The organism is Streptomyces sp. CB02009 (genome assembly GCF_001905825.1).
Classification (GTDB): Bacteria; Actinomycetota; Actinomycetes; order Streptomycetales; family Streptomycetaceae; genus Streptomyces.
In genome coordinates this window covers 1-16,045 of sequence record NZ_LIVV01000022.1, presented here as the reverse complement: position 1 = coordinate 16,045, position 16,045 = coordinate 1, and the positions used below count along the sequence as shown (strand labels likewise).

Annotated in this window: 8 protein-coding genes and 1 pseudogene; 3 read left to right on the top strand and 6 right to left on the bottom strand. The window is 67.8% G+C overall.

All coding sequences use genetic code 11. The annotated features are described in order from the left end of the window. Positions 1-477: pseudogene (locus tag AMK27_RS43235) on the bottom strand (TniQ family protein); the annotation flags it as partial. Positions 478-558: 81 nt separating this feature from the next. On the opposite strand from AMK27_RS43235, the gene tpg reads away from it, so the two are divergent. From tpg to AMK27_RS40700, 3 genes are all read left to right on the top strand, one after another. Continuing rightward, on the top strand, positions 559-1,122 hold the full coding sequence (tpg, locus tag AMK27_RS40710; RefSeq protein WP_073919521.1) for a telomere-protecting terminal protein Tpg: 564 nt from the start codon (positions 559-561) through the stop codon (positions 1,120-1,122). A gap of 357 nt (positions 1,123-1,479) precedes the next feature. After that, a complete protein-coding gene (locus AMK27_RS40705) occupies positions 1,480-5,460 on the top strand; it encodes a P-loop NTPase fold protein (RefSeq protein WP_073919519.1) in 3,981 nt (1,326 codons plus the stop codon). A 267-nt stretch (positions 5,461-5,727) separates the two neighbouring features. Beyond that, complete coding sequence (locus tag AMK27_RS40700) at positions 5,728-7,083, top strand: hypothetical protein (RefSeq protein ID WP_143204969.1); 1,356 nt, start codon at positions 5,728-5,730, stop codon at positions 7,081-7,083. 70 nt (positions 7,084-7,153) lie between these two features. On the opposite strand, the gene AMK27_RS40695 is transcribed toward AMK27_RS40700, so the two are convergent. The 5 genes from AMK27_RS40695 to AMK27_RS40675 form a co-directional block, all read right to left on the bottom strand. Further along, positions 7,154-8,974 carry an AAA family ATPase gene (locus tag AMK27_RS40695; protein ID WP_073919514.1) on the bottom strand — a complete coding sequence of 607 codons (1,821 nt, stop codon included), beginning with the start codon at positions 8,972-8,974 and terminating at the stop codon, positions 7,154-7,156. A 582-nt stretch (positions 8,975-9,556) separates the two neighbouring features. Further along, a complete protein-coding gene (locus tag AMK27_RS40690; protein WP_143204968.1) occupies positions 9,557-11,629 on the bottom strand; it encodes a hypothetical protein in 2,073 nt (690 codons plus the stop codon). Between the two features lie 54 nt (positions 11,630-11,683). Beyond that, positions 11,684-13,690: a hypothetical protein gene (locus AMK27_RS40685; protein ID WP_073919511.1), complete on the bottom strand. Its 2,007-nt coding sequence runs from the start codon at positions 13,688-13,690 to the stop codon at positions 11,684-11,686. After that, positions 13,687-14,343, bottom strand: coding sequence for a hypothetical protein (locus AMK27_RS40680; RefSeq protein WP_198956038.1), 657 nt, complete (start codon positions 14,341-14,343; stop codon positions 13,687-13,689). Before AMK27_RS40680 ends, AMK27_RS40685 begins: the two co-directional genes overlap by 4 nt. 322 nt (positions 14,344-14,665) lie before the next feature. Beyond that, the coding region (locus AMK27_RS40675) for a helicase associated domain-containing protein (RefSeq protein WP_198956037.1) at positions 14,666-16,045 on the bottom strand (1,380 nt) is incomplete at its 5' end.

The following is a 16,045-nucleotide window of genomic DNA, read 5'->3' as shown; positions in this document are numbered from 1 at the left end:
CTGCGGGAGCATTGACAGGAGCCACCGCCCGTGCCGCACACACACCCGTTCCCACCGCGGGGCGTATCGCACCGCACGCACGGCTGTTCCTGTGCGCTGAGCCGTACACAGCCCGCAGCCGAACGCCACCGGCCCGACAACCACGCCGCCGATCCGCCACACCGCAGCCGGCACTCCGTCCCTTCCGGCAGGCAGCTTGGCGTCCTGTTGTCCCCAGGACGGCAACGCCCGTGCCGCCACGTCCTCCCCGATGCCGCACAGGCTCGCCAGAAGTCGCCGTCCGGCAGCGTTCAGCACTACCTCGGCGTCAGCCCGGCAGGCGCCGCCCTCGTGCTTGGGCTGCTGGTTAAGCCACTGCCAGTACGACCGCAGCCCCTTCGCCTCCAACCCGTAGCGGCTGGCGATGCGGCAGATCAGCGACGAGGTCGTCTCACCCTGCAGGGGAGCGATCCGCAGGAGGCCGGGGTAAGGGGGCATTCCACCACGGTCTCGTGCTCACCGTCTTGGCGGGCGTGTTCGCAAAAAGACGCTCAGCAGACCGAGACCACCTCACCCCAGCTGACCGCATTCGTCGCGATCAAGCCCCCGGCGGCCGCCCCGGTGCCGACTCGTCCCACAGCGTCAGTCGCCCGCCCGGGCGCGCAGATGCGCTACCTGGTCAAGCAGCTGAAAGGAACCAAAGCCGCCGCCCAGGCCCTCGGGATCTCCCAGCGCACCGTCGAGCGGTACATCAAGAACCAGCTCAAAACACCGCGCCCGGACCTTGCCGCCCGACTGTCCGGCGAGGTGAGGAAGCGGTGGCAGCCCCGCGTGAAGGCGCAGGCGAAGAAGACCGCCGGCACGAGCAGCGGCCTCGTCATCGACGTCCAGGGCCGCCTCGGCTACAGCGCGCCCGTTGGAACCACGGACGAGGCCCGTGAACGCCACCTCACCGTGGCGCTGCCGCCGCGCTTCGCCGAGCGCCTGTTCACTGCGCAGGAGCAGGGCGCCTCTGAGAATCAGCTCCAGCAGATCGCTGCCGAAGGACTCAAGGAGACCTATTTCCAGAACCACGGGACGCGGGCCGGGAGTCTGGAGGAAGTGCGCCTGTTCGACGTCCAGCACATCGAGTTCGGCCTCTAGACCGCACCGGCCCAGGACGCGGTAGTTACCCGGCAGTGCCAGTGAGGGCGTGACGCATAGCCCCTCCTCTGCGCTTGGTCCTGGGCTGAGCCAGGCTGCCCGGGGAGCTCCGGCGGGCTGCCCGGTGGGGAGAAGGGAGCAACGGTTATGCCGGCCATGTGAGCAGACGGGCTGAGACCCAGGGTGCGGTATAAGAGGACCCCGAGTCACAGGCCTGCGGCTGACCGCTGGGCCTGCGGAGCCGGGATCCGGCCCTGCAGGGCCTGCTCTTCTCAGCTTGTGTCCCTGTGATTGTCAGTGCCGGCTCGTATCATCCGTTCACCCTTTTGGACCGGGCTTGGAGCGGAGCGGCACGATATGGCACCACAGCGTCCGTGGATTATTGAGGACTGCGCGATCACATCGCATAAGCAGGACCGCTTTGACCATCAATCCGTCGCGCGGGAACTCTTCACCATCGTCCGGGGAAGCCGGCAGCCCCTGGCAGTCGGGCTGCTGGGCCCGTTCGGCAGCGGCAAGTCCTCCGTCGTGCGGCTCCTGGACGCCGAACTGCAAGGCGACAAGGAGTGGGCAGTCCTCCACCTCAGCGCCGAGCGCCACACCGGTACCGCTCGTGCCCGAGGCTTGCTGTACGGAGTCCTGGACGAAGCCCTGGGCAAGAAGCTCATCAAGAAGGAACAGTGGGAGTCCGGACGAGCGTGTCTGGACGCCGGACGACAGCAGACAGCACCCCGCCCGAACCCCACGTCCGGCATCCCGGGCAAAGCCAGCCGGAAGAGTCACGCGAAAGCAATCGGCGCCGCGTTCGCTTGGATCCTCGGGTGCCTGATCGCACTCTGGGCCCTCGGCGCCGTTGCGGTTCTCATCGGCCACGCCGTCGGCCGCGGGGCCGGCGTGCCGGTATGGACCTGGTTCGCTTCCCCCGGTGCGAGACCGCTGACCACATCGCTGTCAGGGGCAGCCGTCGTGGCATGCGTCCTGGCAGCCGCCAAGGACGGTGCCCTTTCAACGCTGAAGAAGTACGAGATCACACTCACCACACCGCGCCCAGAATCCTCCGACGACCTCGAGCAGGTCTTCTCCAGACTGATCGACAGCATCGACCGACGCCTCGTCATCGCCATCGATGACATCGACCGCCTGGCCGCGGCCGAGGTCCTCGAAGCGCTCGCCACCGTCCGCAGCCTTCTGCTGACGGGAACCCAGCGTGCCCACCCGCCTGTGTTCCTGCTGTCCTGCGACGAAGACATCGTTCGCGAAGCCATCGTCGGCGTCCGCCCTGGGCTGGCCCACGCCCCCGCAGTCCCACCCCACACCGGCAAGAACCCCAGCAAAGCCTCCGAGCGCAAAGCCACAGAGGAAGCCGCCCAGGAGTACCTGAACAAGCTGTTCACTGTCCGGCTCACGCTGCCGGCCCACCACGAATCGGACCTCAGGCAGTACATCCAGCACCTGATCACCGAACCCACTCCGCATGAACTCATCGACCGGCTCGGAGGCATCTCAGCGGTCCGCGACGTTCTCGAGACACTCATTCACCCCGGGGTACGAGACCCCCGCCACGCGATCCGTCTCCTCAACAGCTTCTTGACCGATTACGGCCTCGCACTGAGGCGGGAACAGCCGGACGGCAACCAGACCACCTGGATTGCTGTTGGCGAGGTATCCGGCTACCCCGTCGCCCTGGCTCGTCTCACGGTGCTCCGGCACGACTACCGCACCCTCTATGACGCCATCCGCCGGGAGAACGAACTCCTCGCACTCCTCGACGACGCCCTGCTCGGCACAACCCGCGCGCTCTACGACCCCCTCGTCGCGCCGTACACCGTCAAGCCGGACACCGACGACGAAGCGCAGGCCCTCCACGACGACGACACGCCTCGGCTCGACACCACATCGCACCCCGGCCTGGTCTACCTGAGAACGACCGCGGCCAAGGCACGCCTGCGCCGCCCCACACACCTCGTGCCTCTACTCACTCTCGGTTCCACCCCCGCCAGCCGAGCCCTGGGCAGCGAAGGCGCGGCAGAGGTCCAGCGTGAACTCCTCCAGCGAGACAGCGACGCCCTCCGCGACCGTCTGCAAGTCCAAGGCATGCGTGAACGGGTCCTACAGGCCGCGGCCGAGGCGCTACAGACGGCACGGCCAGGCCTCGACCTCGACAACACCCTGGCCGCCACCGTGCAGGCGCTGGCCCAGACCCCAGACCTTGCCCAACACCTTGACCACGACACCGACACCACCGGCCGGGCCCTGCTCAGCCTGACCGACCGCATCGCCAGCCGACGCCAGGAAGCCGCCACCCCCGTCCCAGCTCACCACCTCGCAGAGATTCTGGACCTGGTTCCCAGCGCACACCTTCCCTCCCTTTACAACACCCTCGGCAGCCCCCCTCCGCGAGACTCCGTGCTCACCGCCGAGCAGGATCAGCCGTCCTTCGCGTGGGCACAGGCCTTGATGAACCTTCCGTCCGAGGAACACGCCCGCGCACTACGGCCCGCCCTCACCCGCTACTTCACAGCGCTCACCCACAACGGGGACCGCGAGCAACTCTGGGCATGGATCGTCTCCTACGACGAAGCGACCGATGTCCAACGCGCCCTGTGGCCTTCGCAGGCCTTCCGCGCACTGATGGGCATGACCGCCAGGATCTCCGAGACCACTCCGGTAGCTGACGTCCGCAGGATCGTCGAACATGCAGCCGGGCACCACCAGTGGACCAGGCCGCTCATGCTGGGTGCCGTGACATGGCTGTCCACCGAGAACGACGAACTGCGTTCTCATGCAATGGACCTCCTCCTCGGCAGGGACATTCCAGCCGACGGATGGGGCGGAGCGATGCAGCAGGACGCCGCGTTCGGCTCCACCGTCGCAACCGAACTGATCCAGCACGCGGCCGTCTTCCTGACCGACGACGACGATGCGGATCGCGCCGCCCGAACAGCTGACCAGATCCATGGCTGGCTGCGAGACCTCGGCGACCACACCGTTCCCTCAGGGCAGCAGGTCAGCGCTCTGGTCGCCGAGGCCGTCGCTCAGTGCGCACACACCAGTGTTCAGATGGCCGACGCAGCGGTGCGGATCGTGCCCGACTTGCTGCAGGACGACGCGATCTCTTGCGTCAGCACCATGGCCGGGAACCTGACGACAGTCGACCCCAGCGATGAACCGCTGGCTGACGCCCTGGCCCAAGCACTCATCACTTTCATGCGAGTCGAGACCGACAACAGCGAAGCCCACAAGGCCGCTGACGCCTGCCTGGCCGTGCTGACCACCTCCCTGGCTGATGACGACGCGCGAGGTGCCTTCGCCCGCAGGCACCTGCCTGCCGTCGCCACTACCCCCGCCGGCCGCCAGGCCGGCCCCAGCTTGGTCGACCAGTTCCTCCCACGCCTCGGCCAGAATCACATTCACCTTCAGGCCGACACCTTCTCCGCCCTCCACGTCCTCATGCGAGACGGTGACACCCGCACCGCTCGGCTTGGACAGATCATGCAGCACCTCTACGGGCGGATGAGCACACAGCCAGTCCCCAATGTCGCCTTCGCCGCGCACTACGCGGCAGATCCGATCGTCAATGTCCAATGGCTCACCTGGATGGCACAGCACTGGGCCGGCATCCCCGACGACGAACGAACCCTCACCATGGCGGCGGCCTGCCGACAAGACCTCCCCCAGAGCGGTCTGCCGCCCCTGCTCCTGCAGCACCTCCTGGCAACCGAGGACACCGAGGCCTGGCACGACGCCGCGCACCTGTGGGACAAGATCGGCACCGAGGAACAGACCTCTCTCCTCGCGTCCGCGCGCGGGCGCTGCCCCCAGCTTGCCGACCGCGCGAACGAAGCCTCTCAAGATGTGCTCGTCATCGCACTCGGCAAAGCCCGCACAGAAGAAACACTCCTGCCCTTCCTCGCACTGATCGCCACGCACCCTCAGGCATCCCAAGCCATCGCCACCTACCTGGACGACGTCATCTCAGCCCGCGACTGGGATGAAACCCTCGCCGTACGCACCGCCTGCGGATGCCCCGACCCAACACCCCTGTGGGACGTGCTCATCCGCGCAGTCCACAACAACCAGACCAGCATTCAACGCGCCAGCTCACTGATCGCAGGCCTTCTCACCACCAGCCCGGGCACAGCCCCCGCCAGCCTCGCCGAGGACCTCGCTCCAGTCCTGCGCACCGCGACAGCCGACAGCGCCACCGCGATAGGCCAAGCCGTCCGGCCAGCACGCCACGTGGCAAACGCACTGCGCACCTCACTGCACGGCCACACCAAGACGACCGCCGAGAAGGAGCGGACGGCAGCCTTCAAACACGCAGCCGGCATCCGCTGACACCCCTGCCCGCATCACCCCGCAACCAGAACAGGGTCCGCCCGACCACCCCGCCACCGAGGCGGTCACCCGGCGCTTCCCCAAGGCACGCCAAGACGACGGCGACCCGCTACGGCCTGAACACAAGAATGGCAGCCCCAAGAATCCGAGGACAGATGGCTCCCTCCGCCGAGGCGGTCACCCGGCGCTTCCCCAAGGCACGCCAAGACGACGGCGACCCGCTACGGCCTGAACACAAGAATGGCAGCCCCAAGAATCCGAGGACAGATGGCTCCCTCCGCCGAAGACCACCCCTCAGCACCCGTTGAAGGTGTGTACGCCTTCAACGCCCCCGGCGCGCCCGTCGTTCTGCACGACGGGCCTGTCGGCCGCTCTGAAGGCCCCGAGACGCCGGGCACCGTCGAGCTGCGGTTCGCTCCGAAACCCGGCCTGGTCTGGCGGCTGCCTCGAACCGACCACACATTCGACCCTCTCCCCGACGACACGACCCTTCATATCGCCCGCCCCTACGGCATGGCGGAACTGCTGGCTCAGCACCGCAGCCACGAGGAAGGCTGGAGCAACGGCGCGGCCCTGGGCGATGCCCAGGCGCCCCTGCAGCGTCTCATCGCCCACTGGGCCAATCTCCCCGCTCTACGCGGCCAGCACGACCTCGTGACCCGCATCGATGGTGTCGAACACACGACCCGCTGCGGCCGGTGGTCACAAGAGACCGGAGGCTGGAAGATCACACTGGACATCCGGCCCGACCACAGCAGCATCTGGAAAGACCTGCATCAAACCCATGTCTACGCCATCACCCACGTCATGGAGCTCAGGCGTACGGACGGCTCGGTGTTCACTTCAGATCAGGCTCAGCCCATCCTCCAGGCCCTGCATATGGGCTTCTCGTTTGCCCTGGGCCGCTGGGTGGCTCCCATGCTGCCCGTTGGCCTCGGCGAGCAGGACCACATCCGCTGGGAGGAGTGGGCCGCTCGACTCTGCGACCCGGCGAAGGCAATCTCCTCAGGATGGTGGACGCACTGGGACAGCGAAGCGCTGCGCACGCTGGTCACCCGTCTCGTATCCGCTTGCAGCGACCCCGCCTACGCCGCACGCGTCAACCGGCAACTGACCTACGCCGTCTCTGTCACACGCGATGAAGGCTTCGTCGAACAGCGCATCATGGTCGGAGCCGCCGGCCTCGAGCACACCCTGTGGCAACGATTCGTCCTGTCCGGAGACATGACACCCGCCCAGTACAACAGCCTGCCTGCCCACAAGCTGCTGCGCCGAGCCCTGCAAAGCACCTCGATCCCCCTCACGATCGATCCGGAACATCTGCCCGCACTTGCCGAGCTTGCCGCAGCACGGAAACGCGACCACGGCGCGAACATGGACGGCGCGGACTTGGTCACCTGGGTTCGCAACAAGCTCGTACACCCCACCGGCGCTGAGGACGATGTCTACCGCTTCAAGGGCGCCGTGACCGAGACCTGGCTACTCACCCGCCACTACCTCACCCTGCTCATCCTGGAATCGCTCGGCTACCAGGGCGCCTACACCAGCCTGGCCGCCGGCCACAGATACGTGGGCGAGAGCGCAAAGGTGCCGTGGGCGACCAGCAACGCCACCGAGGCTTGACCCAAGACGGACACACCGCGAAGCGAGGCATCCACGAATGCCTCGCTCGTCGCTGTCGACATCCAGCCGCTCAGGGAACGAGGAGATCCTCCCGGCTCAGCTCGATGGTGTGCATTTGATCCAGCAGTCGCTTGGGGAGTTTCGGCAGGTCGTTGTCGACGATGATGATCTGGTGCGGCCGGGTACGGGTCGCACCGCTACGGACACCCGCGATGTGGTCAAGGAAGTGCGCATACAGCCGGCCGATGAGTTCCTGATCGTCCTGCCCGAACCCGACGTTCTTGCGGGGCGAGTCGATGATCAGCAGCGACGGCAAATCGGTCACCCCGGTCACCAGCGCGTAGCTGAGAAACGCCATCCGATACACCACATTGATCGCGGTACGTACACCGTGTCCGACCTTGGTGAGGTTCCCGGCCCTCACCTGCGGAAGCAGCGAGCTGTGATTGATCCGGGCCCCAGGGGCATTGGGCAGGCCGACCGCATCGATGAGCCCGGCGAAGTGCTCCTCGAACTCCCCGAGCGTGACCCGCCTGCCGGCCAGCAGGTTCTTACGCGTACGGACCTCCTCCCGCACCCCCTTCAGCTCCTCCTTAGCGGTCTGGACGGCCCGGTACAGCTCGGCCAGCCGACGGTGCGGATCCAGCTCCCGCTCCAGCATCGTCGTCCGCGTGCGGGCCGTCGCGTGGGCCGCAGCCAGTAGCTCGATCTGCGCAGCCAGCGGGCTGATGTCCTCCCGCGTCCGCGCATCGAGCTCGGCCCTCGCCTGCTCCCACGCCGTCTGCGCCTCACCCAGAGCCTTTGCCCGCTCAACCGCGTGCTGCTCCGCCGCAGCGAGCGCCGCCTGCGCAGCCTGCAGGGCCCGCGCCAGCGCATCGGAGTCCAGCTCGCTCAGACACAACGGGCAGTCCCCGGCAGGAACTGGCCGCACGCTCAAATCCGCGGTACACACCGGGCAAGGGGAGAGCGGCCGGGGGCCGTGATGCCGCTGCTCCGTCAGACGCTGAACCTGCCGGCGCTCCCGGACGAGGGCGTGCTCGGCGTCGGCGACCGCCCGGCGGCACCGCTCCAGGACCTGCTCGAGCTCCTGCACACGGCGCCGCAAGGGATCCGCGTGCGCGGTTGCGGCCCGCATCCGGCCCTTGAACTCCTCCAGCGACCACAGAGCATCCCGCTCCTCGCCCTGGCAGCGCGCCAGTTCCGCTTCGAGATCTGCGGCGCTGCCGGTCAAGAACTCGCCGATCGTGCCCGCCCGCCGCCGCAGCTCACTGAGGGTACGGGTCAGCTCGTCCTTCCGGGCCGTCAGCACCCGCATCGGCCCGTCGGTCAGCCCCAGCAACAGCTCGACGATGGTCCGGTAGGACTGGGCCGTATTCGCCTTGCCCCTCACCGACTCGCTACCGTCCACCAGATCCTGGGTGAGGTAGCACATCGCGTACAGCTGCTCGAACGTAAGCCGCGCCCCGGCCCCCAGAAGCGCCACGGCAGAGGGAGGCGCGAACATCTCCGCGAGGCCGAGCAGATCCAGCAGCACCTCGCCCACGATGCGCCGGTCGCTGTCCTCCTGCGCCTCCACGTCGAGGATCTCCTCGACCTGGCCACCGACCCCGTCCAGCAACTCGATACTCCTCGTGTCCGCGACCAGGGAACGGCGCAGCCCGATCCGCATCCCCTCGATCCGCACGAACAGCGTCACCATCTTCAGACGCTTCTCCGGCACCTCGCGCCAGGCCACCGGCAGGCCGAGCGCGTACTTGATGCAGTCGACCAGCGTGGTCTTGCCTGTGTCGATCGGCCCGAAGACACACACCACCGGGTAGGCGAGATCGAACTCCCGCACACCGCCGTCCGAGGTGAGCACGATCCGCTCACAGAAGAAGTCCCTTGCCATCGCGGTTCCTTCGGATTCTCTGGCCGCACCGTCGAGACATCCAACGGGCCACCCCCGCACAGGGAGCCGGGGCACCCCCTCACGCCACCGCATCGGGTGGGCAACACAGGAACGTTGCCCACCCGATCCAGCGCACGCCCCGGGCCACCAACCGCCCCCCTGCGCTGCCACGCAGGCCATCGAGCCAGAGGAGGATCCACCCCCTCTACCCTGCACCGGCACACGGACCGTGTGAATGGGTGCGCTGGTGACGTCGGATGGGCATCAGCAGGGGTGTGAGAGTTCTTCCTGCTCAGAGTCCACCGCAGTGGTGATCACGGCTGTCGCGCGCTGACCAGGCTGCTGCCGCTGGATGCTCATCGCAGGGATGGCTTCGGGCGTGCCTGTTACCAGGGAGTCCGAGCCAAGTTTGTTGATGGCCTGGGAGAAGCGTTCGGTATGGAGCCGGGTTTCCTCCCCATAGGGACAGGGACCTCGCCGATACGACGGAGCGTCCTTGTCCCTCCCATGGGGCATCTGCCTGGCTTGAACGCGCGCTTAGTCGGTTGCGCATCGGCTGGGGCCGCCGTGCCCGGGCCACCGTCAGCGCGGCGGCGACGAGCGTTCTACACGCAGGGAGTGTGGGGTCGGTCGTGTGGTCGGGAGGACGCCGGCCACGATCAGGCGTGGGACTTCTGTAGCGCTACGGGCGTGCCTGATGATCCAAATGCTGTCTTCGATGTCGCGGTATCCGTGGGAGTGGTCGCTGGCATCGCCGACAAGCAGCAGGGCGAAGGGTGGCCCGGTGGCGGTGTAATTGGCGGCCTGAGCGAGGTAATCCCGCTCGACGGTTTCGTGGGTCTTCCACCGCTTGTTGCGCCATTTGATCTCGGCGACGAAGCGGCTCCCGAGTTCGGGCGTGTAGATGACATCGGCGCGCCCGCTGGCGACGTCCCACTTCTCCCGTTCCACGCTGCCTGTTGGAAAAAGAGGGCTGATGTGCTGGTGGAAGTCATCCTGGAGGTTCTTCTCATTCCAGGAGACGGCAATGCCGTCGGTACTCTTGCGCGTCGGCCCGAGGTAGGCGGTGCGTTCACCGTAGAGGTTGGCTTGGGCATCGAACCGGTCATAGAGGAAACGTAGGAAGTGCTCGAGCAGGGGGGTGAAGTAGTGGCTGTCGCTTGGCTTCCAGGCTGGGCTGGTCTTCAGAATGTCGAGCAGGGTCTCCAGGTGCGTGTCCACGCGAGCATTGCCGGTGGGGGTGTAGCCCCTGGCGAGTTGGTGCGCGAGGTTCTCGAGCCGGTCGAGCTGGTGAGGGTCAAGGTCATCGCGTAGGCCGGCGGCGTCAGAACGGAAGAGCGCGGCAAGTGCGGGACGGCCCTCCAGGGCTTTTCCCGGCACCGCCTCCTGTCGTGCCGTTTCACCAGCGGACTGCTGGCGGCGCCGGCGTACAGCGTCGTACAGCGTCCGGGCGTCGGGGTGGTCGGTGAACTGGGGGTCGTGGGCGAGGGCTTGCTCGAGCTGGTGCAGCAGGCCTTGGCTGCGCACGAACGGCGCTTCCACGGCCGGGCTGATCAGCGCCGTGAGGCCCGTGGAGTCATTGGCGGGTGCGTAGATGCTGCGGCTGGTGAGGTAGACCTTCAGGAGATCGTTCAGGGCATCGGCGGGGTTGTACCAACTGGGCTGGTCCAGGTGTGCCTGTGCTGTGTTGAGGGTGGTGACGAGTTTCGCCCAGGCGCTTTGGGCCAGACTCCGGGCGCTGAGCCAGTCAAGCTGGTGCATGCGGCCGGTCCAGGCGGCGAGGTGAGCGGCCGTGGTGTCCAGCTGGTCGGCTGCCTCGGTGAGCCGTTGCCGGGCGCTGCTGTCACCCGTCGGGTTCTGTTCAAGGTCGGCGAAGGCGAGGACAGCTTCGATGGCGGCGGCGTGGGCGCGGGCGTCCAGGCGTGCCTCGTGGGTGCGGTCGAGCTCGGTGAACCGCATCAGGGCTCGCTGCAGTTGTTCGCCGGCGGTGGTTCGGTCGGCGGCCTCCAGAGCGGCTCGCTCGTCAGCCAGGGCAAGTTCGAAGCTCGCGTCGGCTCGGGTCGCCGGGTTCAGGTCGGGCTGGTTTTCCAGGGCGTTGAGGACGTCGAGGAGGCGGTTGGTGTCGGCGAAATGGTCGCGGGCGATGCCGATCAGGATCGGCATACGGTCCAGGGCGTCGGCAGGTTCGGTGCCGGTGATGTCGGTGAGCAGCGCGAGCAGCCGGTGCGGGGAGCCTCCCGCTACCGCCAGGCGCAGCAGGCCGGCGATCGCTGGCTGGGCGAGGGCGGCGTCGCAGTCGCCGGCGAGCGCGTCCTCTGCGAGCGTGGCCAGATCTCGTACGATTCGGTTGCCCAGGCGGGCCGCCAGCCCAGGCCGGGTGCACACGACGTCGAGCGCGTCGGCGAGGACCCAGGCCGAGTGAGGTTGGCGCAGGCCCTGAGCCGCAGCCGCGAGTAGGGGCGCAGCCTGCTCGGCCGGCAAGGTGTCGATGCCGTGGGCCAGCGCAGTAAGAAGGTAGGGCAGTTGAGGCCCGGCGGCCATCGTGTCAACCTCAGCCACGACGGCGTCTGATCCGCCGAGGTCCTCCAGGCCGGGTCCGGCGTCCAGTTCTTCATCGCTCGCCCGGCTGGCCCACTCTTGGAGGGCCTGGTCCACGCTCGGGGCCACTGTCCTCTCCTCTCTGCTGGGCCGCGCCGCGAAGCGAGCAGCTTAGAACAGGTGCTCGCTGTCGCTGGTGATGATGTGGTCCTCGGGTAGCAGTCCTTCGACCAGCTCCGGTTGGGCGGTGGTGAAGACGACTTGGAGTTCGGGCAGTTCCCGCGTCAGGGTCTGCAGCTCGCCGATCAGCCTACGGGCGGCGTCGGCCGTCATCTCTTCGGCGGCGACGGAGTCGATGAGCAGAAGCCCAGGATGGGAGTCGATGTGCCGGGCGGCGCCGCCCCGCAAGAGGGCGATGACGGTGGCGACGCGCATGCGCAGACGGTCACCGCGGCTGAGCTTTTTGAAGGGGTGCTTGACGCCTTCTTTGACGGGATTGACGTTGCCATTGCGTTTGAGCGTGACGGAGTTCAGATGCTGCACGCCGAACTGGCTGGAGAGGCTGACGATCTCTGAGTCCATCGTCGGGAAGAGGTAGTCCGCAGAAGCCTTCACCGTCGCCTCCACCAGCTGGTGCACCGCGCTGAGGACGTCTGGGATGGCGGAGACGGTCGGTATGGCTGGGGGCGCGGTGCCAGTCGCGGCCAGTCGGCCCTTCAGCTCTGCAGCCGTCAGCTCTAGTTCGCGAAGCCGCACATGGGCGGGGTAAGTGGCGAGGGCGCTGCTCACGGCCTCGGTGCCCTGCTGGTGCGCGGTGACGGCTGCGTCCGCGGCGGCCTGTACGACGAGGTGGTGGGCGGCTGCGGCGGCCTCGGCTTCCTGGGCGGTGGCGATGTCGGTGGTGAGTTTCTCGAGCACGGCCTCGGCGGTGTCCTCGGCGATCTCAGGCAGCGGGCGTGTGCACACTGCGCAGGTGGCCCGGTCGCGTTCTGCTGCTCGGCGCTCGTCACCGACCGGCTTTTCGCAGCGCGGGCAACAACTGGGGTTGAGACGTCCGAGCACCCGGCGGGCCTGCCAGGTCTCCTGAGCGTCGAGCTGCGCCTGTTCGGCGCCCACCCGCGCGGCGGTAGCATCCGCCAGGCTCTGCGCGGCATCGTTCAGGCTCATGCGGAGTTGGTGCAGTTCCTGTGCCGCTTGGTCCGCCCGCTGCAGCAGCGGAGAGATGTCGGTCTCGGGAGCACCGCTCAGCTCCTGGATCTCCTGCTGCAGCAGGTCCAGCTGGGCCTGCCACTGGGCGCGCTCGGCCGACCGCGCGTGCAGATCTCCCTCCGCCCGGCGTTGCGCCTGCCGCGTGGTTTTTGCCCGGCCCTTCACCGCGACGGACAGCTGGGCGTGGGCACTGCTGTAGGGGATGTCGACGAACAGTTCCAGCAGCTTGGCCGGCAGTCCGGGCGCACTGACATCACCCAGGAGTAGTTCGTCACCGCCAGCGTTGAGGTAGCACGCCCCGAAGTACGCGGGCCACCCGTGAACCTGAGGCGCTCCCTCTCCGTCGGAGCCGCCGGTGGCGCTCCACAGGCTGGTCCGTTCCATCCGCAGGGCATCCAGGAAGAAGGAGCCGATCACGCGTTCGACATCGTCCGTCCCGGAGCCCTTGGCGACCAGGCGCAAGGGGTTGTCGTCCGCGGCCGCCAACAAGGCCTGGACGGTATCGGCGGTCAAGATGTCGACGCTGACGGGGGGATGCAGACCAGGGATCTGCTCCAGAGCGATCCGAGTGGGTTTGCCAGCCACCACGAGGTCCAGACGCAGCGTGCGTACCCAGGATTGGACGCCTGGTGGCAGATCGCGCGGGGCGCCGCGCAGCGGCCAGACCAAAAACTCCAGCAGGCTGGTCTTACCAGCACTGTTCTCCGGGTGCACGATGGCCCAGATTCCGGGCTCGTAGGGCCGGTCGATGGTGAACGGCTCGCCGTCGTGCTTGATCCCGTCGACTCGCAGACGCAGGATGCGCAGGCGCCGGTCGGCAGGGGCTGGCGTTGTCAACGCGATGTTGGCTTCGGCAAGGGCACGCTCGACCTGGTGCTTGGCGACGTCCAACCGGGCGGCGGCCTGGGTCAGAATGTCGTCGGCGGTGGGCACAACTGGTGGCGTAGCCACGGGGTCCGGCTTGGTCACGACGCCTCCTGTCCGTCGGCTGGTGCACTGGCCTGTGGGGGTGCCGCGACGGCCCGCAGTGCCCGCAGCCTTGCCCGCGCCTGGTCAGTGATTGGGGTGATGTACGACCCGATGGGAGTGTCGGCGTAGTCCCGCAACAGATACTGGCGGCTCTTCAGCTGGGACCCTCCCAGCCCGTCAACCAACGCCACCACCCGCTTGGTCCGCTCCACGTACCAGGCAAGCGCCGGGGCCTCTACGACCATGCTCCCGGCAAGCGTGCGGCCCGACTGCAATAGGTAGTAGCGGTGCTCGACAACCTTCCGCTCCCGCAAGACCTGTGTCTTTTTCAGCAAGCCCCGTTCGACCAGTACCGCGAGAGCGTCGTCGAGCTCCTCGAAGGCGCCGAAGCGGTGCCGCAGCATCGGAAACCGACGCAGGTCCGGCTCCTGGGAGGAAAGGATGTCCTCGGCCAGATCGAGCAGCGCCGGCTCATCCGGAGCCTTCTCGTACTCCGTCATCAGCTCATAAGCCAGATAGTCGGGGTAGCGCACCCAGAAATCGAGCTTCTGCAGCCGCACCTGCGCGCGGACCACACCTACGCACTCGGCCGGCACCTCACCGTCCACGCCGGGTCGCGGTTCATGAGCCGCCGCATTGATCAGCAAGAGCATGCGCACCGCGTCCTGCCAGCGGCTCGCCCGCCGGATTCGCAAACCGCTCGTCATCCATCCCCCAAGGCCCGTTGCCCCCCTGCCACCCCCGGCGCCGCACATGCGAAGCACGCACCCTCAGGGCCCCTTAGCAAGGTCTGGCCACGACCTTCCCTCGTCTCGTAACCTTCTGCACACGCAGAGTAAGACGCCGCGCGATCTTTCGTCGACAGTTCGGACACCGCGGATCATCCCCACCGAGGCAGTCCTCGCGGAGTGCCTTGTCTGTGGGCCACGGCGTGCTGGTCGGCGCGGGCACTAGCTGCGCCATAGTGCCCGCGAATTATGCCCAATGGACTCCCAGTTTCCGCAGGGCGGCGAGCTGGTCGCCGTCCAGCCGGTCCCTCCTGGATTTCGTGTTCGAAATCCATACGCCCAGCCGTACCGACACCGCCTCCGTCTCGCCGTCGACGTCGATCTCGACGACCGCGCCGCGCGGGACCGGCCGGTCCGGGCCTTCCCGCTCGACCCACTGCTTGAGGGCGGCTACACCCCTCTGGAAGGCCGCTGCTGCCTCCCCCGACGCCTTCCCGGCACCACCCTTAGCCGCCGGGGCAGGGGCGGGCCGCTCAATGGGCCTCACACCCAGCGCGGACAGCCGCTGCTGCTGCTCGGTCGACAGTTGCGCCCAGGTGCTCGCCTCGCGTTGCCGTGCCAGCCATTTGCCTAGGTCGTCGCCGTCCATCAGCACTCCGGGTTGAATGTCGGGCAGTACTCCACCGTCCTCGTCGGTGGCGAGGTCCGCGAGTACGCGGTGGTGGCGTTGCCAGTCGAGTGGCCAGGGGCAGTTCCAGTCCTCGTCGATCGCCGCCAGCTGCTCCGCGCGTGCTGTGGCCCGCTCCGCATCCTTCCCGAGCCCGCCCTTGCGGCGGAGGTTGGCGAGGAGCTGTCCGACAGCTAGCTGCTCCCCGTCTGCCGCGCCTTCGCCCCAGACGGCGTTCTGTCGGGGTGCGAGGTGTCCGTGTGTCTGGTGGTAGGAGCGGAGTGCGGCGAGTTTGGTTTCCCAGGCTTCGTCGCCGGGCTCCCACACCATGCCGGCTTCGGGTGCGTCGAGGAGGTTCTTGCGGTGGGGGTCGAGGTCCCCGGCCCGCAGCGTCTTTCGCTGTTGATGCACCCATCGGCCAAGCGGAAACGCCTTTGTAGTCCCGACCTCGGTCTCGACGTCATAGGGCACGGAGTGCAGGCCGGTGATCCCGTTCTCAGCTCGCCAGCGGGTGAGGGCTTGGTAGCCCTCGAGCCAGACCAGGGACTGGGGCCGGATGACCCGGCAGCGGGTGAGGGCGGCGATGTCGGCGGCGTCGCGGGGGGAGGCGAAGTTGACCACGATGGAGGCGACCCGGTCGACCTCCTGCTGCGCCTCGCCGACCTCCGCGGGCATGTCCCCGTTCCCCGGGCCGGCCGCAGCCGCGGGGGAGGGGTGGACGTGGACGCGCCGGCGTTCGGCGCTGCCGCGGGTGAGGGCGCGGGAGGCGAGCTGGTCGACCATGCGTTCCGAGTGCGAGCGCAGCGCCTGGAGGATGTCGACGAGGGGCTGGTAGCTGGCCGAGGCGACCATGTCCTTCGGGTCTTCCCCGGGCTGCAGGAAGACGGGGATGACGATCCGCGCCGTCTTCACACTGCCGTCGGGATTCGGGCGCAGGGCACGTCCGATGTTCTGGACGAT